The following is a 23,240-nucleotide window of genomic DNA, read 5'->3' as shown; positions in this document are numbered from 1 at the left end:
AGGGACAAATTTATGGCGAATTGGGTAACAGGTCGGGTGGTTGAAGCCAAATATTGGACAGAAACCTTGTTTAGTTTAGTGGTGGATGCGCCTATTCAACCGTTTATTGCAGGACAATTTGCTAAACTCGCCCTTGAAGTTAATGGGGAACGCGTTGCCCGCGCCTACTCGTATGTGAATGCCCCCAGTGACAACCGCCTTGAATTCTATTTCGTCATTGTTCCCAATGGAAAACTGAGCCCGAAGCTCGCTGAGCTACAAGTCGGCGATACACTGCAAATCACCGATGAGGCTTCTGGCTTCTTTGTGCTGGATGAAATTCCTGAATGCAAACATCTTTGGATGCTTTCGACAGGTACGGCTATTGGTCCATTTCTCTCTATTTTACAAGAGAATAAAGGGCTAGAGCGCTTCGAAAAAATCGTCTTACTGCATGCCGTGCGTTACCAAAAAGATCTGAGCTACCTGCCGCTCATGCAGCAATTAGAGCAGCAATTCCAAGGGAAATTACGCATTGTCACCGTCGTGAGTCGTGAACACGCACCCGGCTCGCTATATGGGCGGGTTCCCGCATTAATTGAAGATCATCAATTGGAAGAATTTGTTGGGTTGCCGATTGATGCAGAAAATTGCCACATTATGTTGTGCGGCAACCCAGAAATGGTGCGAGATACACGGGATAAACTCAAAGAAACCCACGGGTTAGTTAAACATTTACGCCGTAAACCGGGACATATCACCAGCGAACAGTACTGGTAATAACCTAACGATTAAGACAGATAATCCACTTTATCTGTCTTTTTCCCATACGGATTCTCACCTTCCATTCCCACAAAAACGCCGCAATCAATCAGCATCATCATCGTGATCAGTAGTGGAAGAAAGCGTCCAATTCCCCATTGCCAAATTTCTGCCAATTGACTGACATCGAAGGAAAAAAGGGCAAAAGCTAACACGACTAAAGCAAACCATCCCCCCGGTTTACCTCTATCATGAAGACGCTTGGTGAAAATCGCCGCAAGGGGATACAGCAACAAAATAAACAACACCACCACAACGACATCCGGTAATGAAAATGCGTTTTGGAAGAGAGAAATCAGAGTCATTAAAATAAAACAGCCTGCTACACCCGCCCAAAATGGTCGCCGTCCAATTCTGCCTTTAAAGGAAAAAGCCCATTGTAGTAATGTCATTGTGTGTAATCCTGATACAATATTAATCTCTGAAGAATAAGTGGCAGAAAAAATGGCTCAACCAATATTCCGTTCCATGTCCATCATCATAACCGCTTTTGTGTGCTATTTTCCACAAATGGCACTTTCCCAAAAGGTACCGACGTTACCTGATACCGACTTAAGCGTCGCGTATTTAGCACCTGATGCGCCAACCTTTAATCTCACGATCCCAGAGCTACGTAGTCAATTTAATCAAACCTATAAAGATTTGTATCTTCACGAATACAAAGTGATTGCTAGCCAAGATATATCCGCGCCCTACATTCGTGCCGCATCACGTATTAATCAACAAATATACTCATCTGCCGTCCTCGAACGAGGTAGTGAGAAAATTAAAAGCTTACAAATCACATTATTACCCACGGACAACGAAACTGACGCTCAAGAAAATCGCCAATTAATCGAGCGCTATATTATTGCTATTATTCATCAGTTTGACCCTAATGTTTCTCTGGATAAAGCCCCAGAGCTGACCGCTGCGCTGAACAAGTTTATGGCCAATAAAAACCCAACCCGCGCGGAAGAAGCAAGATTAGGTGCATTGCGATATATTTTGGTAAAAAGTGACAATAATGTGCTTACTTTTGCTGTTGAACCGATTAAGCTAGAACAACAAGCAAGTGAAAACCGTCAATAATTGAGAGCAACAAATACGCTAAATGGATGATGATCACGCTCTGGCAATAAGCATGATGAAAAGCAAAGCTATTATTATCCATTGTTCCTATAATGCAGGAACAGCGACAGAAACGTCTCGTTGCGCGTAATACCTTGATCGCGTGATGAAAAACTAATCGATAAATCATTCAAACTTTTTGGTTGGAGGAAATAACATGCGACATCCATTGGTAATGGGTAACTGGAAACTGAACGGCAGTACCCAGATGGTCAATGAACTGATTGCTGGCCTGCGTAACGAACTGAGCAGCGTTGATGGCTGTGACGTAGCAATTGCGCCACCAGCGATGTACTTAACTCAAGCTAAACACGCTATCGCAGGCAGCCGCATTGCATTAGGCGCACAAAACGTTGACGTCAACCTGTCTGGCGCATTCACTGGCGAAATTTCTGCTGAAATGCTGAAAGATGTCGGTGCAAAATACATCATCATCGGTCACTCAGAGCGCCGTACTTATCACAAAGAAAGTGATGAGTTCGTTGCAAAACAATTCGCAGTGCTGAAAGAACAAGGTTTAATCCCAGTTCTGTGTATCGGTGAAAGCGAAGCTGAAAACGAAGCTGGCAAGACTGAAGAAGTTTGTGCTCGTCAAATCGATGCAGTTCTGAACACATTAGGTGCTGAAGCATTCCAAGGTGCAGTTATCGCTTATGAGCCAATCTGGGCAATCGGAACCGGTAAATCAGCAACTCCAGCACAAGCACAAGCAGTGCATAAATTTATTCGTAGCCACATTGCGAAAAAAGATGCAGCTGTCGCTGAGCAAGTGATCATTCAATACGGCGGTTCTGTTAACGCAGGCAACGCGGCTGAGTTATTCACTCAACCAGATATCGATGGTGCTTTAGTGGGCGGCGCGTCCTTAAAAGCTGATGCTTTCGCTGTGATTGTTAAAGCAGCAGCAGAAGCAAAAAAAGCAAAATAATTAAATACTCTATTTGATTATTCAATTTAACCGTCTATTTAACTTATTTTTAAATAGGCGGTTTATTTTATCTTCGTTACAGAAAAACCTAAAAATAAAATAATAATAAAAGAATTTAAAAAACCATTAATTAAAAACATAACCCATCTAAATTTATTTATTCTCACATTGAAAATAAATGATTATATAAATATAAGACAAACTTCAATCCTATTAAAAACAGAAATAAAAATCGAATAAACACAGCCAATTAGATCACTTTAAATTAGCTAGCCCACTAATTTAACTATCCATAGCATCAAAAAATAACAATAGACAACAGTGAGATAATTCATTTAGATTGCTTGCGTCGGCTCGCCGACTTTTCATTATTGATATTTTTTATTCTGTTCTCTTTAAATTAGTAACGTAATAAAAATCAATGGCTCCTTATTAATTATGGTGACGTCCCTCTTCAATGAGTTCGACAGCTTCTTGCTTATTGTAATTACTCTATGAGCCCATTGATTTTCAATCATTAAATAATTAAAGCATTCTATAAAGGATGAATATGAAGTCTATAATGGGTTTAATTCTTAATACTGCAATTCTTAGCACAGCAATTATTTTCCCTATCGCCAGTTATTCTCAATCCAGTCAATCTCCGTCTAGCGATGACCATTGGCGTGTTAAAACCAATGTGTATGTCGAACTGGAAGAGTACCAAGGCCAGCGGGATTCACAGAATAATAAAGTGTATGATAAAGCCAGCATGGTAGGTAAGTTATCGCTGAGTAATCTGGCATCTACTTGGTCGTTTGATCTCGAACACCGAGAAACCTTAAGAAATCACGGAAAAAACTTCTCCAATTCCCGAGATTCTTACATTCGCAATCGAACCCAAATCGGTGTGACCAAGCAGTTTATTAAAGATAAAATTTCCAACCTCGATGTCAATTTCACTTACCGCAAAGAATCCAATGATGGAACACCAGGCTCTAAAGCCCGCGCCTCCAATAGCCTTTATTGGATCATGCCTTCAGGTTCAATCAACCTTGATGAACGATGGACATTTAATTATTGGGGTGCGCTTTACTACTACAGTAATTTCTATGAGGCCAATAGCTACGAATTTGAATCTGAAGTTGGCGTGAGCTATAAACTCACCGATAGCATTAAAGCCAAGGTCAGCTATTACAGTGACAAAGCATGGGATAATGAGTTCACCACCCAATCCTTACAACGCCAAATTCGTCTTGGCTTACCAGTAACTATTAACCAAGATTGGAGCATTTCTCCTTATTTCCGCTATCTCATTAATGACAACGAGTACAACAATCGAGGTCATCTCACTCAGCAGTTATGCAGTGGCTACCGTCTCGGCACTCAAGTGGAATACAAAGTGACACCGAAGTTAGCATTGTGGGGCGGTGTGGCTTATGAACCCACCAAATGGAAATACCCGAAAGGCAGTGAAAAAACATCAGGGAACAGTAATAAACAGACGATGTATCTCGGTCAGTTAGGCGTGAAATATAGCTGGTAGCGATAACCAGCTAGCAGTCATAAATTCCTAGCCGTTCCGCCATTATAGCGGACGGTTAGGCGTTTAATTTTGTCTTCAAATCGTTAGCGATTAGCGGCGAATGATTTCATCAAAGATCCCACCATTCGCAAAATGCGTTTTCTGCGCTTGTTGCCAACCACCAAAATTTTCATCCACGGTGAGTAATTTCAATTGTGGAAACTGGCTTTGATACGCTTTGGCGACTTGAGCATCTCGGGGACGATAATAGTTTTTCGCGGCAATTTCTTGCCCTTTCGGTGAATACAAAAATTCCAGATAGGCTTGTGCCACTTCACGGTGATCTCGCTTATCCACCGTTTTGTCGACAACAGCAACGGTCGGCTCTGCTAAAATAGAAATGCTCGGGGTAACAATTTCAAAATCCCCCTTCGCGCCTAACTCATTAATGGCTAACAACGCTTCATTTTCCCACGCGATCAACACATCGCCAATTCCACGCTCTACAAAGCTGTTAGTTGCCCCTCTCGCGCCAGAATCTAGCACTTCAACATTTTGATAAAGCTGCTTCACAAACTGTTTGGCCTTTTCTGGGTCATTCTGATTTTTTTCTAATCCATATCCCCATGCCGCCAAATAATTCCAGCGGGCGCCGCCCGATGTTTTTGGGTTCGGCGTCACCACAGAGACATCTTTACGGATCAAATCACCCCAGTCATGGATATTTTTCGGGTTATCTTTACGCACTAAAAAGACAATGGTTGAAGTATAGGGTGCAGAATTATCAGGGAGTTTTTTCAGCCAGCCCGGATTAATTTTGCCACTTTGTGCAATCGCATCCACATCGTATGCCAAGGCTAGTGTCACTACATCTGCCTCTAACCCGTTAATCACCGAAGTGGCTTGTTTACCGGAACCGCCATGAGACTGGCGAACAGTCACCGTATCCCCAGTTTTTGCTTTCCAGTAATCACCAAATTCTTGATTATATTGGCGGTAAAATTCGCGAGTCGGGTCATAAGAGACATTTAAAATTTGGATATCTTTCGCCCATGCTCCCGCTGTTAATAACAATAAAGAAAATGCCGCTATGGGATAGCGTGAACTTTGCCAGAAACGTACCATCATCCTTTTCTCCATTAATTGAATACGGAATCAGGCTGACAGATACCCACGACAACGGGAAATACCGAAAAGGTAAATCTTATAAATAAGAGGAATATCGAGGAAAACAAGGGCAATCTTCGCCGATATGGCCAGCCTAAGGCCAACCATACCGGTGAGATTTGCAATAATAGAGGTAAAAAATTAGTACAGTTTTTTCGCGGTTTCCAGCCAATCTTTCTTGAAGACACGCTTCATGTTCATAACCGCATCAACAATATCATGGTGAACTAATTTTTCATTTTGGATCCCCACACAACGCCCGCCGTAGCCTTCAAGCAGCAGCTGGATAGAGTATGCACCCATGCGAGAAGCCAAAATACGGTCATAAGCAACCGGAGAACCGCCGCGCTGAATATGTCCTAATACCGTTGCGCGAGTTTCATGGTGAGTTTCTGCTTCAATATATTTTGCTAGCTCATCCACATCGCAAACGTGCTCGGTGATCGCGACAATCGCATGGCGCTTGCCTTTTTCAATCCCACGTTTGATTTCCGACAGTAACTCTTCACGGTTAAATGGCATTTCTTGTTCTGGCAGAACTAAAAACTCACAGCCACCTGCAATTGCCGCAGAGAGAGTGAGATCGCCACAATAACGCCCCATCACTTCAACGATAGAGATACGTTTGTGAGAAGTCGATGTATCACGTAAGCGGTCAATTGCTTCAACCACAGTTTCTAACGCAGTGAAATAACCGATGGTGTAGTCTGTTCCAGCAACGTCGTTATCAATCGTGCCCGGTAAACCAATGCATGGGAAACCTAATTCAGTTAGGCATTTAGCACCAAGATAAGAACCGTCACCACCAATGACAACCAGTGCATCGATGTGGTTTTTCTTCAGGTTTTTAACCGCTACCGCGCGGACTTTTTCATCACGGAATTGAGGGAAGCGAGCAGAGCCTAAGAATGTACCGCCACGGTTGATCATGTCCGAAACGCTATAACGGTCTAACTGCTTCATGCGGTTTTCATAAAGGCCGAGGTATCCATCAAAAATACCCATCACTTCTAAACCTTCAGCAAGAGCTGCACGTACTACGCCGCGGATCGCTGCGTTCATACCCGGTGCATCTCCACCGCTCGTTAACACTCCAATTCTTTTAATCTGCTTGACCATGATGACCTCTGATTAATGAACATAAATTGCAAATCTATGAAAAAACCACCGCACTGCACTGATATTCACTGCAACTCGCTAACGGATTAACCGCTAAAATTCAGCCAATAATTTTGCTGAATTGATTCAACAGGCGAAATAATACGACAAAGCAAGGATTATGCATGGGTTTTCTCGCCAACTTTTATGTTTTCTTGTGATCTCGATTACATAATTTTAGCTCAAATGACCAAAACCAACCCACTCAATGTAATCATCTTACTTCGAAGTACAAATTAAGTCTCGATGATAGCATGTTAATCTCAGTGCGACCCCATCATTGCAAGATACGGAGCATTTTCCTATAAAAAAAGCACCCTAAGGTGCTTCTGCGGTTGAAAAAATAGGAAAATCTATTTACAACAGCTAATTAGGTATAAAAATAACGCGTTAGGTGGAAGAAAATTGGCGCGGCAAAACATAGGGAATCAATTCTATCTAACATTCCGCCATGTCCTTCGATAATGGCCCCAAAGTCTTTGATCCCACTGTCGCGTTTAATTGCAGACATACACAGACCACCGACAAAGCCCATTAACGTAATCGCCAATGACATTAACCCTGCCGCCCACCAACTAAATGGCGTCACCCAATACAAACAGATACCAATCAGCACTGACGTTAATATTCCGCCAATAAATCCTTCGACGGTTTTATTTGGGCTAAGCTTAGGCACAATAGGATGTTTGCCCAGTAACTTACCAAAGACATATTGGAGCACATCTGAGATTTGTGTGACCACAATTAAGAACAGCAGCAACTTAACGTTTTCCCCTTGATAGCCTTCAATATTCAGCATCAACAATGCTGGTACGTGGCTCAAGCAGAATACAGTGACCAACATGCCCCACTGTATTTTCGCAGTACGTTCAAGGAAGTGGTAAGTATCCCCCGCCAACGCGATTCGTGTCGGTAAAAACAAGAAGACAAACACGGGTACAAAAATCGAGAACATCCCATACCACTCAACCCCAACCAGCACATATTGCAGGGGAAGGAAGACGAAAAAACACCAAAATAACGCTTCATGGTCGCTACGGCGCGTCGGCGCTAGCGTAATAAATTCCCTTAATGCAAAGAAAGAAATCAACGCAAACAGGATCACGACCCCGATATTCCCAAGCACCACCGCCAAAACGCAGACGATACACATCACCCACCAAGCACGAATACGCGCATTTAGGTTATCGATGGTTGGGTTACTTTTTTCCCCTGAATAACGGTATGCCAGAATGCCGCCTATTACGCTGGCGACCATCAAAATACCGAAGACACCGGATAACAGCAGTGCTAATTCACGATCCCAAAGACTCATGGCATCATCTCCTCAAGTGCAACTTTCGCTCTTTGCAAAAAATCCGCCTTATTTTCATCTTCAGTAAGTGGAGATAGTGGCTTTCCAACCGTTGCTGAACAGATAACCGGAACCACGAGCTTTGTTCCTTTCGGCAACACGCGATTTAAGTTTTCCAAATACACCGGGACGACTTCAACATTGGGGTATTTTTTCGCTAAATGATAAATTCCGCTTTTGAAGCTACCCAGTTCCTCGCCATCTCCTCGAGTTCCCTCGGGAAATAAAATTAATGAATGGTTAGCAGCAAGTACCGCTTCTAGCGGCTCAAGGACAGACTCTTTTGCAGGTTTGTCCCCTTTTCTATCCACCAATACAGCTCGAAACACGTTATTGACGAGATAGCGACGAAATGGCGTGCCATCCCAATAATCTTTCGCGGCAACAGGGTGAACAAAATGGCGCATTAAAGGTGGCAACCCTGACCAAATAACTAACCCGTCGAGGTGGCTTGAGTGGTTGGCATAGTAGATGCGGGGGGTAATGGCCGGTTGGCATCCAACCCAACGTGTACGGACTCCCGTTAATAAGCGGCAAGTACCGGACAACAGCATTCCCATTCCTTTCGCCAGTAGAGAAACTCGCTGTGTTTTTTCCATCTTTTTTCCTTGCTCTCTTATCGAGCACAAATAAAACAATGATAAAAAAAATTCTTAATCGTATTTGCTTAATAAGATATGCAGCGTCGAACAAGAGCACAACAGGATAAGTTCTGATTTGTGACTTTATTTTCACCACCAGAATTAAGATAAAATGCAAACTATATGAAAAACTCAGATGTTAGATAAAAAATAGGGAAGCCTTAGCTTCCCCATTAATATCATTCAAGATAAAAATTATTTTTTATCTGCCGCGATACGGTCACGGATATGTTGTGCACGCTCATCTGACGGTGGGTGAGAATCAAACATGCTGGTTTCTTTGCTACCCAGTTTTGCTAATTTGTCAAAACCAGTCACTAAACCTTTAGTATCCACACCACGTTTTTTCAGCAGATCATAAGAGAAATCATCCGCTTGGCTTTCTTGGTGTTGAGAGAACTGAGAGTTAACCAGTTTTTGACCCAGCTCACCTAACTGTGAAGAGCTTAATTGAGTCGCAACATCGTTACCTGATGCTGCTGCCGCAGTACGTGCTGCAACTGCCGCATAAGCAACTTGCATTGCTTTACGGGTATGACCTAAAGCAACGTGACCCATTTCGTGACCCAGAACGCCTTCAACTTCGTTGTCGTTCATGATGTCCATCAGACCGCTGTATACACGTACACAGCCATTTGCCATTGCCCATGCGTTCACATCTTTGGTCATGTAAACTTTATAGTTAACCGGAGTACCGTCAACTTCACTACCCAGAGCTTTAGCAATTTTGTTTAAGCGTTGAGTGTATTTGCTTGAAGCTGGGGCAATTTTGTTTTCTGCGTCCATCTCTTTACAAGCGTCATCGCTGAATTTTTTAACATCTGCATCAGATAATGTCGCAGCTTGGAATAATTGCATTCCAGAGTTGGTCATCAGCCCAGTGTCCATACTCTTACAGCCAGTCATAATGACCGCAGAAACTGCGACCGCAACAAGCGCCTTCATTTTCATCTTCTTTTTTCCTTGCTACAAAAATTATATTACTGTTTTTAATAAACCATTCTCGTTCTAATAACGATTCGGAGATACAGCCTAAAGATTCTGTTTAAAATCACAATAAGAATAAAGCCATTAAATAAGCAATCTATGAATTTGATAACAATTTTATCCAAAGAGTGAAATTATCAGAATTATCCGCTAACTAAATAGTCGCGATTTGACTGAGTTAAATCACTCCAAAATGACTTAAATGGCTTTGTAGCGTTATCTTTCAAATAACTCAATCACACAAAAGTCTCCATGATGCTCAGGAGAAGCAATATATTGCGTAGGGGAACCTGTTTTTTCGACCAATAGGGTTTCAAAATCATTTAAGACTGAGAGCTGCCCATCTACTTGCAACTCTAGCTTGCCCTGTAAGTTAAAAATCAGCACACAGTTTCCATTACTGATCCACGAGTTTGCCGACTCACAAGATACCCACTGCAACCGAGCTGAATACTTTTCAGGGTTGTAAATCAAATTAAAATCGCGGATGGCTTCATTGATTAATTCGGCATACACATCACTTTCACCATTAAAGGCGTGAAATTGCTTTTGTAATAAAGAAACAGGCGGGTTTTTATCTATCTGCAGCACAATCCCGGTGCCTTCCAGCACGCCAATGATGCGTTGTTTATTTGGGAAAAAAGAGAATGAGCCCGCGGATTTTACGTCTGCAATAGACACTCGCCAGTCAAAATTTTCGAGTCCTTCCCCGTGGCTTCTCGCCAGTTCTAACGTAAATCCTTGCCCATTTTTCCAAGGCATTTTTTTATAATCTTGAGCAGTCAGTTTCTGGATCATGGCGCAGTATGACCTCTTTGGATGTGTGAAAATCTATTTTGCAAGTGTTCAGAATAATCGGTGGAAATAAAGATAGTACGTGGAAAGTGAATGTATAGACAACATATCAGTAATAAAAATATTACTGATAGTAATAGAAGAGTACAAAGAGGGTTATCTTGCGCTCTTAAATTGCAGCTTTAGTCCTAGTGAATGAACTATCTTCAAGATAGTGGTAAATGCAGGGTTACCTTCACCAGATAGTGCCTTATATAGCCCTTCTCGACTCATTCCTACTTCCTTTGCCAATTGGGTCATATTTCTCGCTCTAGCAATATCGCCTAACGCAGCAAGAATGAGTGCCGTATCGCCTTCTTCTAGTATTTCATTAAGATACAGCTGAATTTCTTCTTCGTTCGTTAAATGCTCTGCAATGTCATACTCTTTTATTTTAATATTCATAGATCACCTTCAATTTCACGAAAAATTTGTTTGGCTTTGTCGATATCTTTTTGCTGCGTCGATTTATCACCACAACTGATTAACAATACGATTGTATTATCAATCTTTCTTAAATAAACGCGGTATCCTTTCCCTTCATGTATTTTTAATTCAGAAAAACCATCACCTATTGATTCAACATCACCAAAATTGCCTTGCTTCAAACGCCGAATTCTTACCTGTATTTTTATTTTTGCTCGAATATCTTTCAGGTCATGCATCCATCTATTAAAAATATCTGTCGTTAGTACGGTCAACATAGAGCCTCCCTTCTCACTATCTGTTAACTATAGTTATCACACTCAAACTGTCAACTACAGTTAACAAAAATACGTTTGGCATAAAAAAAAGCCCCTTAAAAAGGGGCTATAAAGACAGGGATGGTGTCTATGGCAAGGAAAAACTTCAGTTATTGCTACTTCACTACTTACTTCGAAACTCAACGATACAGCTTAGAAACTCAACTACAGGCTTTAAAAACTCAACTACACTCACTACTAGGAATCTCTACTGCATAACTTGATATTCAACGAATTTATGCTGATTAATTTGCTCAAGCTGCGCCTTCTGTTCTGGCGTCAGTAACTGGTAAAGTTCGTGATGGATACGAGCCATCTCAACGCGTTCATCCAGTTCTTTTTGCAATTGTTTCTCAAGTTGCGCTCGGACAGCTTTATCATCAAAGCGATCCGCTATAATAAGTTTGTGTAATGACTCACGTTCTTGTATTGAGGCAACATTTTCACCATGACGGTGGCGCTGGGTAGCCATCAAATCACGAAGCTGTTGGCGCTGTTTCTCACTCAACGTGATACCATTAAACATAAATTCACTGGCACGTTCGTCGCTATTTAATGATTCAGGGATCTGAAACTGAATAGCAATATGTGTGGTTTGTAGTGGCTGGTCCGGTTGCATTTGAAGCACTAACGATGGTTCATCATTAACACTACTTTCAGATGCTTCACCAAACGCAGCGACTGGCCCGAAAACAAATGCAGAAGCTAAAACGTATGCGGCTGTTTTATGTACTGAACTGTGTTTTGTTCTGTGTACTATTCTTTGCATTTAGATACCTTGTCTCCGAACGATGCTCGTGATTCAATGGAGTTAAATATACGCGGTCGGCTGCAAACTAGCGTCAGAGCATGTAAAAGAACGTAAAGTCATGGAAACGTGAAGATTGTTATCGTATTTTGGCAGTTGGAGGACTTAATTAATGCATAAAATCCTATTAGTTGATGACGACCGTGAACTCACGTCGCTTTTAAAAGAACTGCTGGAAATGGAAGGTTTCAATGTTGTCATCGCTTATGACGGTGAGCAAGCATTACAGCAAATCGATTCATCCATTGACCTATTATTACTCGATGTCATGATGCCGAAGAAAAACGGTATTGAGACATTAAAAGAGCTACGCCAAATTCACCAAACGCCAGTCATTATGTTAACGGCGCGCGGCAGTGAATTAGATAAAGTGCTGGGCTTAGAGCTCGGCGCAGATGACTATTTACCAAAACCATTTAACGATAGGGAGTTAGTAGCGCGAATTCGTGCGTTACTGCGCCGCTCAAACTGGAGCGAGCAAACTCAAGGGGACAACAGCAACACCCCAACCTTACAAGTGGATAAATTACAGCTCAATCCGGGTCGTCAAGAAGCCAGCTTCGATAACGAAATCCTTGATTTAACTGGCACCGAGTTTACTTTGCTCTATCTATTAGCCCAGCATTTAGGGCAAGTGGTTTCAAGAGAGCATTTAAGCCAAGAAGTTTTGGGTAAGCGCCTCACGCCATTTGACCGTGCGATTGATATGCATATTTCAAACTTGCGCCGCAAACTTCCAGAACGCACCGATGGCCAACCTTGGTTTAAAACCTTGCGTGGACGCGGTTACTTGATGGTTTCTGCCACATGATCAACAGCTTAACAGCTCGAATATTTGCGATTTTCTGGTTTACCCTCGCACTAGTTTTAATGCTAGTGCTGATGGTGCCCAAACTCGACTCTCGGCAGCTCACCGTCCTGATGGAAAGTGAGCAACGCCAAGGGGAAATGCTTGAACAACACATCGAAGCCGAACTCGCGCAAGCTCCAATGAACGACCTACTTTGGTGGCGACGGATTTCCAACGCCATCAAAAAATGGGCGCCCCCAGGGCAACGGCTAATTATCGTGACCAGTGAAGGCCGCGTGATTGGTGCGATGCCAAGTGAAATGCAGGTGATCCGCAACTTTATTGGTCAATCCGATAATGCCGACCATCCGAAAAAGAAAAAGTACGGACGCGCAGAAATTTTGGGTCCATTTTCTATTCGTGACGGTGAAGATCACTACCAACTGTATTTAGTTCGCCCGGCAAGCAGCCCACAGTCAGACTTTATTAACCTGTTGTTTGACCGACCGTTTTTACTCTTGATTGCCACCATGTTAATCAGCGCACCCCTGTTATTATGGCTATCGTGGAGCTTGGCTCGCCCTGCCCGTAAATTAAAAATGGCGGCGGATGATGTGGCAAAAGGTAACTTACGCCCACATCCTGAGCTTGAGTCGGGTCCCCAAGAATTTTTATCAACGGGTAACAGTTTTAACCAGATGATCAGTGCATTAGATGGTATGGTCACCGCCCAGCAGCGATTGATTTCTGATATTTCCCATGAGCTGCGCACCCCGCTCACGCGATTACAGCTAGCAACGGCATTATTACGCCGCCGTCATGGTGAGAGTAAAGAGTTGGAGCGTATCGAAACAGAAACTCACCGTTTAGATAGCATGATCAATGACTTGCTGGTTCTCTCTCGCAGTCAACATAAAAATGAAATTCTTCGCGAACACATCAAAGCCGATGAGTTATGGGGAGATATTCTGGATGATGCCAGCTTCGAAGCGGAGCAGATGAACAAAACACTGGATGTCACGTCACACCCAGGTTCATGGCCGTTGTATTGCAATCCATCCGCCATTGGCAGCGCGTTTGAAAACATAGTGCGTAACGCGCTACGTTACTCAAACACCCATATTGCGGTTGATTTCAAAGAAGAAAATAACGGTATTTTGATTACTGTCGACGATGATGGCCCGGGTGTTAGCCCTGCTGACCGTGAGCATATCTTCCGACCGTTCTATCGCACCGATGAAGCTCGCGACAGAGAAACCGGTGGTACAGGGCTTGGCTTAGCGATTGTTGAAACGGCAATTTCCCAACATAAAGGTTGGGTAAAAGCTGACGATAGCCCACTAGGTGGATTACGCCTACAAATTTGGCTGCCAGAACACGGGCGCTAATCTTGCATGATGAAGGTCTTTGGTACCCATGTGCCAAAGACCTTTTTATATATCAGCCATATATTCCTATTCTATTTCGCCTAATATTCCCATCCAAGCTCAAGCATCTGAACTTCACTTCAAAAACTAATCAGTGACAACATGAATAACGCGATTATAATTAGCCCGCTTATATTTCACTTTTATTACATCCCCATCTTGTTGGTATAATATTATAAAGGTAATACCCCTGTGAAACTGGAAAAATCTTTACTAATTAAAGTCTTTTGGACTTTTTTAGCCATTATTGCGCTATTTTATACATCCAAAGCGATGTTAGTCAGTGCAGGTTCCGTTAGTTCAATCAAAGATATTTTGCTTTTAACTATTCTGATAATTATATTATCTTCGTCAAAAAAAGCTTTTTGGCTATTGTTATTTCCAATGGCGTTACTTTATGCACTTTATTCACCAATAGGATTAATGGTTGGTAAGCCTAACTATCAATATGTCGCTTCTGTATTTGCAACTGACCTTTTAGAAAGCAAAGAATTCCTATCTCAAATACCTGTCACAAATTTCTTTTACCCATGTCTTATCTTGGCTGGTATCTTTTTCTATAGATACATAACAGTAAAAATGCATGTTGAACTCTATCGAAATAAAACTGTTATATGTATCTTTGTTATTGTTTCAATGATAAATCAGTCACCTTCAGAATTTTTTAAATCAATTATTGATTCATCTATAAAGGTCAAAGAAGAACTCGCAAAACTCAATTCATATGAAATCAAAAGTGATTGGGGAAAATCTGAACTAGTAGATTCGAAGTATGATACTTATGTATTAGTAATAGGAGAAAGTGCAAGAAAAGATTATCACCATGCATTTGGTTATCCTATTGAAAATACACCATTTATGAGCAATAACGGCATGCTAGTTGATGGATTAACCTCTGGTGGCACGAATACCGTTGCTTCATTAAGATTAATGCTCACAGAACCTGACCGAAAAAACTGGGAAGTTAACTACAATCTAACATTAATTGACCTAATTAAATCGGCGAATATTAAAACATATTGGATATCTAATCAGGGGTATTTTGGTAAATATGATACTCCAGTGTCAGCTATTGCACGTCGAAGTGATAGTAAATACTTCGTCAAATCAGGTGAATATAATTCTCAAAACACCAGTGATTACCGCCTCGTTGACCAGCTAAAAAATGTGCTCAACGAAAATAAGAAAGAGAAAAAATTCATTGTTGTTCATTTATATGGATCTCATCCGAATGCCTGTGACCGAGTGAATGACTACAAAAAAGTAGTAAATGTCAAAGATAAAAACTATGATTATATAAACTGTTATATAACATCAATCAAAAAAACAGATGATGTACTTAGCCAAATAAACTCATTATTAAAAGAGAAATATAATCAAGAAAATGAAACATACTCCTTAGTTTATTTTTCTGATCATGGTCTATTCCATACCATTAATAATGGAGCCTATAATTTGAATAACAGTCAAAAAAGTGCATTCCACTATAATATTCCGTTATTTAAAATATCCTCAGATACTACAAAACAGTCTAAATGCACATCATTCAAGTCAGGCTTAAACTTTGCCAATGGAATCGCATCATGGGTAGGCATACATAATGATAAACTAAAAGCAGACTATAGCTTGTTTGACTGCAAAAGTGATCCTAATGACTTTGGGTTAACACAAAAGATAGATGCCATAAAAGGTGAACGGGCACCTGACCCTGCTATTGATATTAGGGAAAAATAAACTACAGAGTTTAGTAAGCGCAGTAGAAGTGGTAGAGTACTACTGCGCTGTCCTTCCTCTTCTATCTAAAAGTGATTACAGGACAATTCCCATCATATCCCCTATCAAATTCAAGCTGACTGATAATTAACTTACTCATATTCACACACAGTGATGAAATTAGCGCCTCAAACATTAGGCAACATTTACCTATACATGTTTACTACATACACTTATAAGTAATAAATAGCTAAGATAATTCTTATAAATATTATATTTCAGTGATTACATCGTTATTCGTGTAATTACCTATTCCTACACCACATGAGCATGTTCTATTTATATATTAATAAGATGCATCAAGTTACGGCTGTGATTATCATTATTTTTTATGCTATCCAGCTGTATATATGCTTTTCATTGACTAGAGGGTTAGCCCCTAAGCATGAACACCTCTCAAACCAATATGCCACTCAATGTGAAATTAATAATTTTTAATAGATCCATAGGCTAAGAAGTCACTTAATGATTTCAAAGAAGCGATCTAGATATTACATGCAACGTAGTGATTTTTAAGCGTCTTACATCGATAGTCACCCCGAAACTTTAGTGCTATTATTAAGGGCTTTTGATTGATTGTGCTTACGGTACGAGATAACCGATAAGGAAAGGCTATCATAAGCAGTGTTTATCAATTGAGCGTTTTTGAAAAAAATTCAATATTTTCAATTAATAAACACTAAATTCTGAAATTCAATGGCGCTCTGGGACCCGATAACCCAGTGCGGTAGCTATGTGAAGATCTCTTAATCGAGCTAAATATGAGTTATATAGGATAATAAATGAATATAAGTATTATTGGTGCAGGCAATGCAGGGTGTGCACATGCAGCAATGTTTTCTATACAAGGTCATGATGTTACATTAGTAAAAACGTCAAACTCTTTACACGATGAAAATTATAATGTAATAAAAAAAAATAACGGAATTTTTCTTTCCCAAAAAGAAATAACCAATCAGTTTATTCCATTAAAAAATATCACAAGAGATATAAAATATGGTATACAAGATGCTGATCTAATAATAATAATGACCCAAACATTGTATCATCAAGAAATTTCAAAAAAAATAAAAAGCAACATTAGCGAAAAAACCAAATACATTATGTCCATCCCCGGGTATCTAGGAAGCTTATATTATATAGACTTAGAAGATGTAATATTAATAGAGGGAGAATCAACTCCTTATGATGCAAGAATTACTTCTCCTGGTCACATTAAAATACTATTTGAGAATATCCGAAATGCTATTGGTGTATACCCCAAAAAATATAAAGAAGAGGCCTTAACTCTTTGTAAAAAACTAACTCCCGCATATCATAAAACAAGAAGTAATATTATCGAGTCTGCTCTTCACAACCCTAACCTTGTTGTTCACACAATTGGCGCAATTATGTCAGCATCTAGAATTGAATATAGCAAGGGTGAATTCTGGATGTATAAAGAAGCCTTTACCCCAGCCATTTGGAATCTAATTGAAAAACTAGATAGTGAAAAAAATAAAGTTATTTCACATTATCAAGGGGTTCCATCTGCCTATATAGAAGAGTGTAAATACAGAAATGAGCTTGATTTAAATCAAGATGCTAGGCAAGTTTTCGAGATGTACGCTTCGACTGGAGGACCAAAAGGTCCTGAAGATATAAATTCTAGATATATTTATGAGGATGTCCCCAAGGGGTTAGTACTACTCGAAAATTTAGCGAAAATTGCAGGCATACAGACTCCTATAACAACATCTCTCATTGAAATAGCATCATCATTATTATTATTAGATTTTAGGAATATCAATGAGCATGAAATTCAAAAATCAGTATTAAACATGCAGACCTTAAATAAAATAATCCAATAACTCACTGTAGATAAAAAATGAAAAAAATAGCCATAAAATTCAAAAAAACATTATCAAGAATATCTCCTTTATTTACAACGCACATATTATATCTAATTAAGTTCAAAAAAAAATTAAATTTAAAAAAACCAAAAACATTCAATGAAAAAATATTGCATTTAAAATTTAATCACTATAAAAACAACCAATTAGTATCCAAATGTGCTGATAAATATAGAGTTAGAGAGTATGTAAGAGAGAAAGGATGTGCAGATATATTAAACGAACTTATATTTGTCTGTAATAAACCAGAAGAAATCCCTATCGAAAAATTACCAAGCAGCGGTTTTGTCATAAAATGTAATCATGGGGCAGGCTACAATCTGATAGTATTAAAAAAGAGCGATTTCGATGCCCCCCAATCTCTCAAAAAAATTCGAAATTGGCTTAATGATGAGTACTGGGAAACAATGGCTGAAATTCACTATAAACACATAGAAAAAAAAATAATCTGTGAAAAGCTTCTAATAAACCAAAATAATGAACTACCAGAAGACTATAAAGTTTATTGCTTCAATGGCGAACCTAAATTTGTAATGATTTGCTCAGAAAGAGAAAGTGGCAGTCCAAAATATTATTTCGTCGATAAAGAGTTTAATATTTTACCTTTTGGATATGCTTACCAGTTTAACCCTAATCCTATCATTCATAAACCACTTGGTTTTGAAAGTTTATTTCACTATTCAAAGATGTTGTCCAATGATTTCCCCTTTGTTCGTGTTGACTTTTATATAATAGATGGAACGATATATTTTGGTGAACTTACATTCACTCCCGCAGCCGGTTTAGATACAAGAATTAGCAACACCTTAAATCCAAACGGCGATTTAATAATGGGAGATTTTTTGAAAATCGACTAGAAAGATGAAAACCATAATCTCTGAAATAAATAAAAACCTTGCTATCATAAAGAATGCATTCTGGCTAATCTCAGAGAAAGTTATCTCCATCTTTGGATTAATATTTATAACTTCATATGTTGCTGTATATATTGGACCGGATAATTTTGGGAAACTTTCATTTGCGATATCTATATTTATAATAGTACAAACTATATCGATGCTTGGTACTGACACTATTTTATTTAAAAGAATAAGTAAAAACTCAAACTCAGGTATAAAGTTAATGCTGTCAACAACAAAGATTAGATGGACTATCTATTCTTTAATATCAGCTTGCTATCTAACCTATTGTATATATTTCACCAAGGATCCAATAACAATAACATTTACTATCGCTGTTTCTATATCATATTTGTTCTTAACTATAGATCACTATTCCATATACTTTAATGCCACTTTAAATTCGAAAGTAAACGTATTATTCAATGTGATAGGTTTATCTATATCACTACTAGCCAGATATTTCATTGTGCTATATCAATTTGATATAGTTTATCTATCCATACCTATAATTACCACAACACTAATACCATACACGCTAAGATTTATACTCTTTAACAAAAGAATAAAGAAACCGAAGTTAAATAAAAAAACAAATGTTTACCCTGCTTATTTAATTAAATCTGGTGGAGCAATTGCCCTATCCAATGTGTCCATTGCCATTTACTCTAAGATTTCTCAAATATTCATTGCCATACTCGTTTCAAACCATGCCTTGGGAATATTTACAGTTGCATTCACACTTGCGTATGCATGGTTATTTCTCCCTCAAGCAATTATCACCTCATACTTCTCTAAAATATATAGCCTGAAAAGAGAAAGAGAAATATTAATTGAGACATCGAAATTAAATCTATTTACACTTGTACTTTGCGTTTCATACGTTATTTTCATATATTATTTTGGTGAACACATAATATTAAACCTATATGGAAAAGAATATAGTGAGGCATCACACTTACTTATTTACTTATCTATCGCATCCACGTTTTCATGCCTAGGCATTATTTCATATCGCTATATTGTTGCATCTTCCGGTTATAATTACTTATCAAAAAAAATGATATTAACGTCTATCATTGGAATCATTATAAGTTATTTTTTAATATTACACTTAAAAATCCCTGGTGCTATTATAGCTATATTCGTAATAGAAATATTCTCTCTAACTATTTTAAATTATTTTTATAAAAAACAGAGCGTATTGAGAATGCACTTTAATACCATATTAATACCATTTAAGATGACAAAAAAAATAAAATGCAAAAAAATAATTTAGTTTCAGTAATAATCCCTACCTATGGTCGTGCCAAATACTTATCTAACGCCATTAACAGTGTACTAAAGCAAACATATAAAAATATTGAAATAATTGTTATAGATGACAATACAGAATCAAATCATCACTTTGAAACACTATCTTTAATTGAAAGTTATAATGACAACAGAATTAAGTATATTTTTGAAAATCAGAATCAAGGAGGAGCACTAGCACGAAACAAAGGAATTAAAATAGCTAGTGGAAATTATATAACTTTTTTGGATGATGATGATCTTTATTTAGAAAATAAAATAGAAGAACAATTGAATCATATTTTAAAATTTGATTTAGATGTATCCGTTTGTGATATGTATTTTTCAGAAAATGGTAAACTAGTAGATAAAAAAAATTGCTATGCAAATGTTAATAGTATCACAGATTTTCTATTAGATGGCAATTCATACACCCCAATGATTATGTGCACAAAAAAAATCATAGAGCAAGTTAATTATTTTACTGACTCACCAAGGTATCAAGATCATATACTTACTCTTAAGTTTCTCAAAATAACCTCGAAAATCAAACGGTTACCAAAAAAATTATTCATTCATAATAATCATGATGGACAGAGAATAACATTATCAGAAAAGTCAGAACAAGGGTATTTTATTAGAAAAAATCAAGAACTTGAACTATTAAATAAACTTTCAGAGCAAGACAAAAAAAAATACTTTTTTAAAACTGAATTAATAGAAATAAAAATAGAACGAAAGAATGGATTAATGAAATCACTATATCGACTACTGAAATTATCTTTAAAAACTAGAAACCTTAAAAATATTAAACTAGTCATTAAAACTTTATTTATAATTATCTTCCTTCCAAAAAGAAACATATGAACCAATATAGAATCGACATTCAAAGCCAAAATTTATTCTTTCTTTTTTACTCTATATATTGTATTAAAACTGGAATTTTTTCGTTAAAAATTGAAGCTGATGGTCTAGATGCCCTCAAGTTAGCATTAAATATTTTACTTCTATTTTTTTCATTGCTAACATTTATAACAATAAAAAAAACAAAAATAAAAACATTTTACATTATGATTATGGTTTTATTTATACTAAATCTAGTCATTTACAACAATGATTACTACTTCGGCTTCGTTTTTATAATATCTTTATTATTATTATCTACTAATATACCTTGGATTAGCTTGATCAAACTAATCATGGCTGCTCAATTTATATCCATAGTAATATTAACTCCTCTAATTTTTTTTAGTGACAGATTTTTTTATCATGATGAGCGATTTGGAGATAGATTTACTATGGGCTTTGATAATCCAAACTCTATCGCACAATATTTACTTTCTATATTATGTATAATATTATTAAAATTAGATAGTAGTACAACTAAAAAAACCACTAAGATAATATTTTCACTATTTACTTTCACTGTCATTTCGTCATTAATATACATGACACAGTCAAGAACCGCGTTGACACTGACCTTTATAATATTACCATTTTTTTTACTTTCACTTTTCATTACTAAGAAAGAGAACGAATATAAAAAAACAAAATTATTCATAATAGCCTTCTCTATTACTCTCATCATCATCCAATTCATTTTAACTATTTCATATAACCAGCATGAAATAACTTTAGTTCTCAATGAAACTCTTAGTGGTAGAATTTGGCATTCTTACAATATATATTCTGCTGTAGGCCTTCCTAATTTATTAATTGGGACATCTGTAATTAAGTATTTACCATTAGACTTTTACTATATTCAAACTATATATGGATTGGGATTTCTCCCTTTTTTGTTTTTATATCTATTAGCTATAAAACGACTACTCAAATCGTTACTTTCATTCTTTATGCTCATGGTTATTTTTTTGATGGTACTAGAAACACTTACTGAGACTTATTTTTCTGTTCCATATTACTCCATAGCTTTATTTATTATATTCCATAAAAATCAATGCAAACAATATTAATTAGGTTCTATTTATGAAAATAGCAATTGCAGGTACCGGCTACGTCGGTCTGTCTAACGCCATGTTACTGTCCCAACACCACGAAGTGGTGGCGGTGGATATCATTCCTGAAAAAGTGGCGATGCTTAATAATAAGCAATCCCCAATTATCGATACCGAAATCGAACAGTTTTTAACGGAAAAACAGCTTAATTTCCGTGCAACCGAAGATAAAGTCGAAGCCTATACTGGCGCGCAATACGTGATTGTGGCGACCCCGACAGACTACGACCCAAAAACTAACTACTTCAACACCAATTCAGTGGAATCCGTTATTCACGATGTGAACAAACTGAATCCAGACGCGACCATTATCGTCAAATCTACTATTCCAGTGGGCTTTACGGAGCGTCTGCGTGAAGAGTTCGGTTACACCAACGTGATTTTCTCCCCAGAATTCTTACGTGAAGGTCGCGCGCTGTGGGATAACTTGTACCCGTCCCGTATCGTGGTGGGCGAGCGCTCTGAACGCGCACAGATTTTCGCTGACTTGCTGTTAGAAGGCGCGATTAAGAAAGATGTGCCGGTGCTGTTTACTGATGGCACTGAAGCCGAAGCGGTCAAATTATTCGCCAACACTTTCTTAGCCATGCGTGTGGCATACTTCAATGAATTAGACACTTACGCAGAAAGCCGTGGCTTAAATGCGCGTCAAATCATTGAAGGGGTTTCTTTAGACCCACGTATCGGCAGCCACTACAATAACCCATCCTTCGGTTACGGCGGTTACTGCTTACCAAAAGACACTAAGCAGTTACTGGCGAACTACGACGATGTACCGAACAACCTAATTAACGCGATTGTCGAATCTAACCGCACGCGTAAAGACTTTATCTCGGATGCGATTATTGCTAAAGCACCGCGTAAAGTGGGTGTGTATCGCTTAGTGATGAAAGCGGGCTCCGATAACTTCCGTGCCTCTGCGGTGCAGGGTGTGATGAAGCGTATCAAAGCCAAAGGAATTGAAGTGGTGGTTTACGAGCCAGTACTCAAAGAAGATGAATTCTTCCGTTCGAAAGTTATCCGTGATTTAGAAACGTTCAAAGCAGAAAGCGACATTATTCTGGCAAACCGTATGGTGCCTGAACTGGATGATGTGGCGGACAAAGTCTATACCCG

19 protein-coding genes and 4 pseudogenes are annotated in these 23,240 nt (G+C 38.6%); 13 read left to right on the top strand and 10 right to left on the bottom strand.

Annotation, left to right across the window (positions count from 1 at the left end; genetic code table 11):
* Positions 1 to 12: 12 nt before the first annotated feature.
* Entirely contained in the window at positions 13 to 759 is a 747-nt protein-coding gene (gene fpr / locus GKR74_RS08640; RefSeq protein WP_154603270.1) for a ferredoxin--NADP(+) reductase, read from the top strand.
* An 11-nt stretch (positions 760 to 770) separates the two neighbouring features.
* Here fpr and GKR74_RS08635 read toward each other — a convergent pair whose 3' ends face one another.
* Positions 771 to 1,193, bottom strand: a complete 423-nt coding sequence (locus GKR74_RS08635) for a DUF805 domain-containing protein (RefSeq protein WP_154603269.1) — start codon at positions 1,191 to 1,193, stop codon at positions 771 to 773.
* Positions 1,194 to 1,245: 52 nt separating this feature from the next.
* Here GKR74_RS08635 and GKR74_RS08630 point away from each other — a divergent pair, with 52 nt between their 5' ends.
* The 3 genes from GKR74_RS08630 to GKR74_RS08620 all read left to right on the top strand — a co-directional run bounded on the left by GKR74_RS08630 (position 1,246) and on the right by GKR74_RS08620 (position 4,364).
* Positions 1,246 to 1,872, top strand: a complete 627-nt coding sequence (locus tag GKR74_RS08630; RefSeq protein WP_154603268.1) for a DUF1454 family protein — start codon at positions 1,246 to 1,248, stop codon at positions 1,870 to 1,872.
* A gap of 196 nt (positions 1,873 to 2,068) precedes the next feature.
* On the top strand, positions 2,069 to 2,839 hold the full coding sequence (gene tpiA, locus GKR74_RS08625; protein ID WP_036950832.1) for a triose-phosphate isomerase: 771 nt from the start codon (positions 2,069 to 2,071) through the stop codon (positions 2,837 to 2,839).
* A gap of 550 nt (positions 2,840 to 3,389) precedes the next feature.
* Complete coding sequence (locus GKR74_RS08620; protein WP_154603267.1) at positions 3,390 to 4,364, top strand: OmpG family monomeric porin; 975 nt, start codon at positions 3,390 to 3,392, stop codon at positions 4,362 to 4,364.
* Between the two features lie 90 nt (positions 4,365 to 4,454).
* Here the strand turns inward: GKR74_RS08620 and GKR74_RS08615 are convergent, their stop codons facing one another.
* From GKR74_RS08615 to GKR74_RS08575, 9 genes and pseudogenes are all read right to left on the bottom strand, one after another.
* On the bottom strand, positions 4,455 to 5,468 hold the full coding sequence (locus tag GKR74_RS08615) for a sulfate ABC transporter substrate-binding protein (RefSeq protein ID WP_154603293.1): 1,014 nt from the start codon (positions 5,466 to 5,468) through the stop codon (positions 4,455 to 4,457).
* A gap of 183 nt (positions 5,469 to 5,651) precedes the next feature.
* A complete protein-coding gene (gene pfkA, locus GKR74_RS08610; protein ID WP_154603266.1) occupies positions 5,652 to 6,629 on the bottom strand; it encodes a 6-phosphofructokinase in 978 nt (325 codons plus the stop codon).
* A 409-nt stretch (positions 6,630 to 7,038) separates the two neighbouring features.
* Positions 7,039 to 7,983, bottom strand: a complete 945-nt coding sequence (locus GKR74_RS08605) for a phosphatidate cytidylyltransferase (protein ID WP_154603265.1) — start codon at positions 7,981 to 7,983, stop codon at positions 7,039 to 7,041.
* Positions 7,959 to 8,621 (bottom strand): annotated as a pseudogene (locus GKR74_RS08600) (lysophospholipid acyltransferase family protein). Before GKR74_RS08600 ends, GKR74_RS08605 begins: the two are co-directional and overlap by 25 nt.
* 237 nt (positions 8,622 to 8,858) lie before the next feature.
* Positions 8,859 to 9,614, bottom strand: coding sequence for a M48 family metallopeptidase (locus GKR74_RS08595; protein WP_154603263.1), 756 nt, complete (start codon positions 9,612 to 9,614; stop codon positions 8,859 to 8,861).
* A gap of 252 nt (positions 9,615 to 9,866) precedes the next feature.
* Positions 9,867 to 10,448 (bottom strand): HutD/Ves family protein, encoded by a 582-nt coding sequence (locus tag GKR74_RS08590; protein ID WP_154603262.1) that lies wholly within the window; start codon positions 10,446 to 10,448, stop codon positions 9,867 to 9,869.
* A 153-nt stretch (positions 10,449 to 10,601) separates the two neighbouring features.
* A complete protein-coding gene (locus GKR74_RS08585; RefSeq protein ID WP_108479168.1) occupies positions 10,602 to 10,889 on the bottom strand; it encodes an addiction module antidote protein in 288 nt (95 codons plus the stop codon).
* Positions 10,874 to 11,188: pseudogene (locus GKR74_RS08580) on the bottom strand (type II toxin-antitoxin system RelE/ParE family toxin). Before GKR74_RS08580 ends, GKR74_RS08585 begins: the two are co-directional and overlap by 16 nt.
* A 247-nt stretch (positions 11,189 to 11,435) precedes the next feature.
* Complete coding sequence (locus GKR74_RS08575; protein ID WP_154603260.1) at positions 11,436 to 11,996, bottom strand: Spy/CpxP family protein refolding chaperone; 561 nt, start codon at positions 11,994 to 11,996, stop codon at positions 11,436 to 11,438.
* Between the two features lie 151 nt (positions 11,997 to 12,147).
* Here GKR74_RS08575 and cpxR point away from each other — a divergent pair.
* The 9 genes and pseudogenes from cpxR to GKR74_RS08530 all read left to right on the top strand — a co-directional run.
* Positions 12,148 to 12,858, top strand: a pseudogene (gene cpxR / locus GKR74_RS08570) (envelope stress response regulator transcription factor CpxR).
* A complete protein-coding gene (gene cpxA, locus GKR74_RS08565) occupies positions 12,843 to 14,213 on the top strand; it encodes an envelope stress sensor histidine kinase CpxA (RefSeq protein ID WP_036950809.1) in 1,371 nt (456 codons plus the stop codon). Before cpxR ends, cpxA begins: the two are co-directional and overlap by 16 nt.
* Before the next feature lie 231 nt (positions 14,214 to 14,444).
* Positions 14,445 to 15,986 carry a phosphoethanolamine transferase gene (locus GKR74_RS08560; RefSeq protein WP_154603259.1) on the top strand — a complete coding sequence of 514 codons (1,542 nt, stop codon included), beginning with the start codon at positions 14,445 to 14,447 and terminating at the stop codon, positions 15,984 to 15,986.
* Positions 15,987 to 16,807: 821 nt separating this feature from the next.
* Entirely contained in the window at positions 16,808 to 17,875 is a 1,068-nt protein-coding gene (locus GKR74_RS08555) for an NAD/NADP octopine/nopaline dehydrogenase family protein (RefSeq protein WP_154603258.1), read from the top strand.
* A gap of 17 nt (positions 17,876 to 17,892) precedes the next feature.
* Positions 17,893 to 18,774 carry an ATP-grasp fold amidoligase family protein gene (locus GKR74_RS08550; RefSeq protein ID WP_154603257.1) on the top strand — a complete coding sequence of 294 codons (882 nt, stop codon included), beginning with the start codon at positions 17,893 to 17,895 and terminating at the stop codon, positions 18,772 to 18,774.
* A 4-nt stretch (positions 18,775 to 18,778) separates the two neighbouring features.
* Positions 18,779 to 20,095, top strand: coding sequence for an oligosaccharide flippase family protein (locus tag GKR74_RS08545; RefSeq protein WP_154603256.1), 1,317 nt, complete (start codon positions 18,779 to 18,781; stop codon positions 20,093 to 20,095).
* Positions 20,077 to 21,063, top strand: a pseudogene (locus tag GKR74_RS08540) (glycosyltransferase family 2 protein). The gene GKR74_RS08545 and the pseudogene GKR74_RS08540 overlap by 19 nt, the downstream one beginning before the upstream one ends.
* On the top strand, positions 20,973 to 22,082 hold the full coding sequence (locus GKR74_RS18180; protein ID WP_154603254.1) for a hypothetical protein: 1,110 nt from the start codon (positions 20,973 to 20,975) through the stop codon (positions 22,080 to 22,082). The pseudogene GKR74_RS08540 and the gene GKR74_RS18180 overlap by 91 nt, the downstream one beginning before the upstream one ends.
* A gap of 13 nt (positions 22,083 to 22,095) precedes the next feature.
* A partial coding sequence (locus tag GKR74_RS08530) for a nucleotide sugar dehydrogenase (protein WP_154603194.1) occupies positions 22,096 to 23,240 on the top strand: 1,145 nt, incomplete at its 3' end.

Origin of the sequence: Providencia sp. wls1914 (genome assembly GCF_009706645.1) — a bacterium.
In the GTDB taxonomy this organism is placed as follows: domain Bacteria; phylum Pseudomonadota; class Gammaproteobacteria; order Enterobacterales; family Enterobacteriaceae; genus Providencia; species Providencia zhijiangensis.
This window is presented reverse-complemented; position numbering and strand designations above follow the sequence as displayed.

Coding starts and splice junctions, on each gene's coding strand:
- pfkA (WP_154603266.1), bottom strand. CDS start 6,629: ATGGTCAAGCAGATTAAAAGAATTGGAGTGTTAACGAGCGGTGGAGAT.
- GKR74_RS08620 (WP_154603267.1), top strand. CDS start 3,390: ATGAAGTCTATAATGGGTTTAATTCTTAATACTGCAATTCTTAGCACA.
- GKR74_RS08605 (WP_154603265.1), bottom strand. CDS start 7,983: ATGAGTCTTTGGGATCGTGAATTAGCACTGCTGTTATCCGGTGTCTTC.
- GKR74_RS08630 (WP_154603268.1), top strand. CDS start 1,246: ATGGCTCAACCAATATTCCGTTCCATGTCCATCATCATAACCGCTTTT.
- GKR74_RS08590 (WP_154603262.1), bottom strand. CDS start 10,448: ATGATCCAGAAACTGACTGCTCAAGATTATAAAAAAATGCCTTGGAAA.
- GKR74_RS08545 (WP_154603256.1), top strand. CDS start 18,779: ATGAAAACCATAATCTCTGAAATAAATAAAAACCTTGCTATCATAAAG.
- GKR74_RS08595 (WP_154603263.1), bottom strand. CDS start 9,614: ATGAAAATGAAGGCGCTTGTTGCGGTCGCAGTTTCTGCGGTCATTATG.
- GKR74_RS08575 (WP_154603260.1), bottom strand. CDS start 11,996: ATGCAAAGAATAGTACACAGAACAAAACACAGTTCAGTACATAAAACA.
- GKR74_RS08615 (WP_154603293.1), bottom strand. CDS start 5,468: ATGGTACGTTTCTGGCAAAGTTCACGCTATCCCATAGCGGCATTTTCT.
- GKR74_RS08635 (WP_154603269.1), bottom strand. CDS start 1,193: ATGACATTACTACAATGGGCTTTTTCCTTTAAAGGCAGAATTGGACGG.
- fpr (WP_154603270.1), top strand. CDS start 13: ATGGCGAATTGGGTAACAGGTCGGGTGGTTGAAGCCAAATATTGGACA.
- GKR74_RS08550 (WP_154603257.1), top strand. CDS start 17,893: ATGAAAAAAATAGCCATAAAATTCAAAAAAACATTATCAAGAATATCT.
- cpxA (WP_036950809.1), top strand. CDS start 12,843: ATGATCAACAGCTTAACAGCTCGAATATTTGCGATTTTCTGGTTTACC.
- GKR74_RS18180 (WP_154603254.1), top strand. CDS start 20,973: ATGAACCAATATAGAATCGACATTCAAAGCCAAAATTTATTCTTTCTT.
- GKR74_RS08585 (WP_108479168.1), bottom strand. CDS start 10,889: ATGAATATTAAAATAAAAGAGTATGACATTGCAGAGCATTTAACGAAC.
- GKR74_RS08555 (WP_154603258.1), top strand. CDS start 16,808: ATGAATATAAGTATTATTGGTGCAGGCAATGCAGGGTGTGCACATGCA.
- tpiA (WP_036950832.1), top strand. CDS start 2,069: ATGCGACATCCATTGGTAATGGGTAACTGGAAACTGAACGGCAGTACC.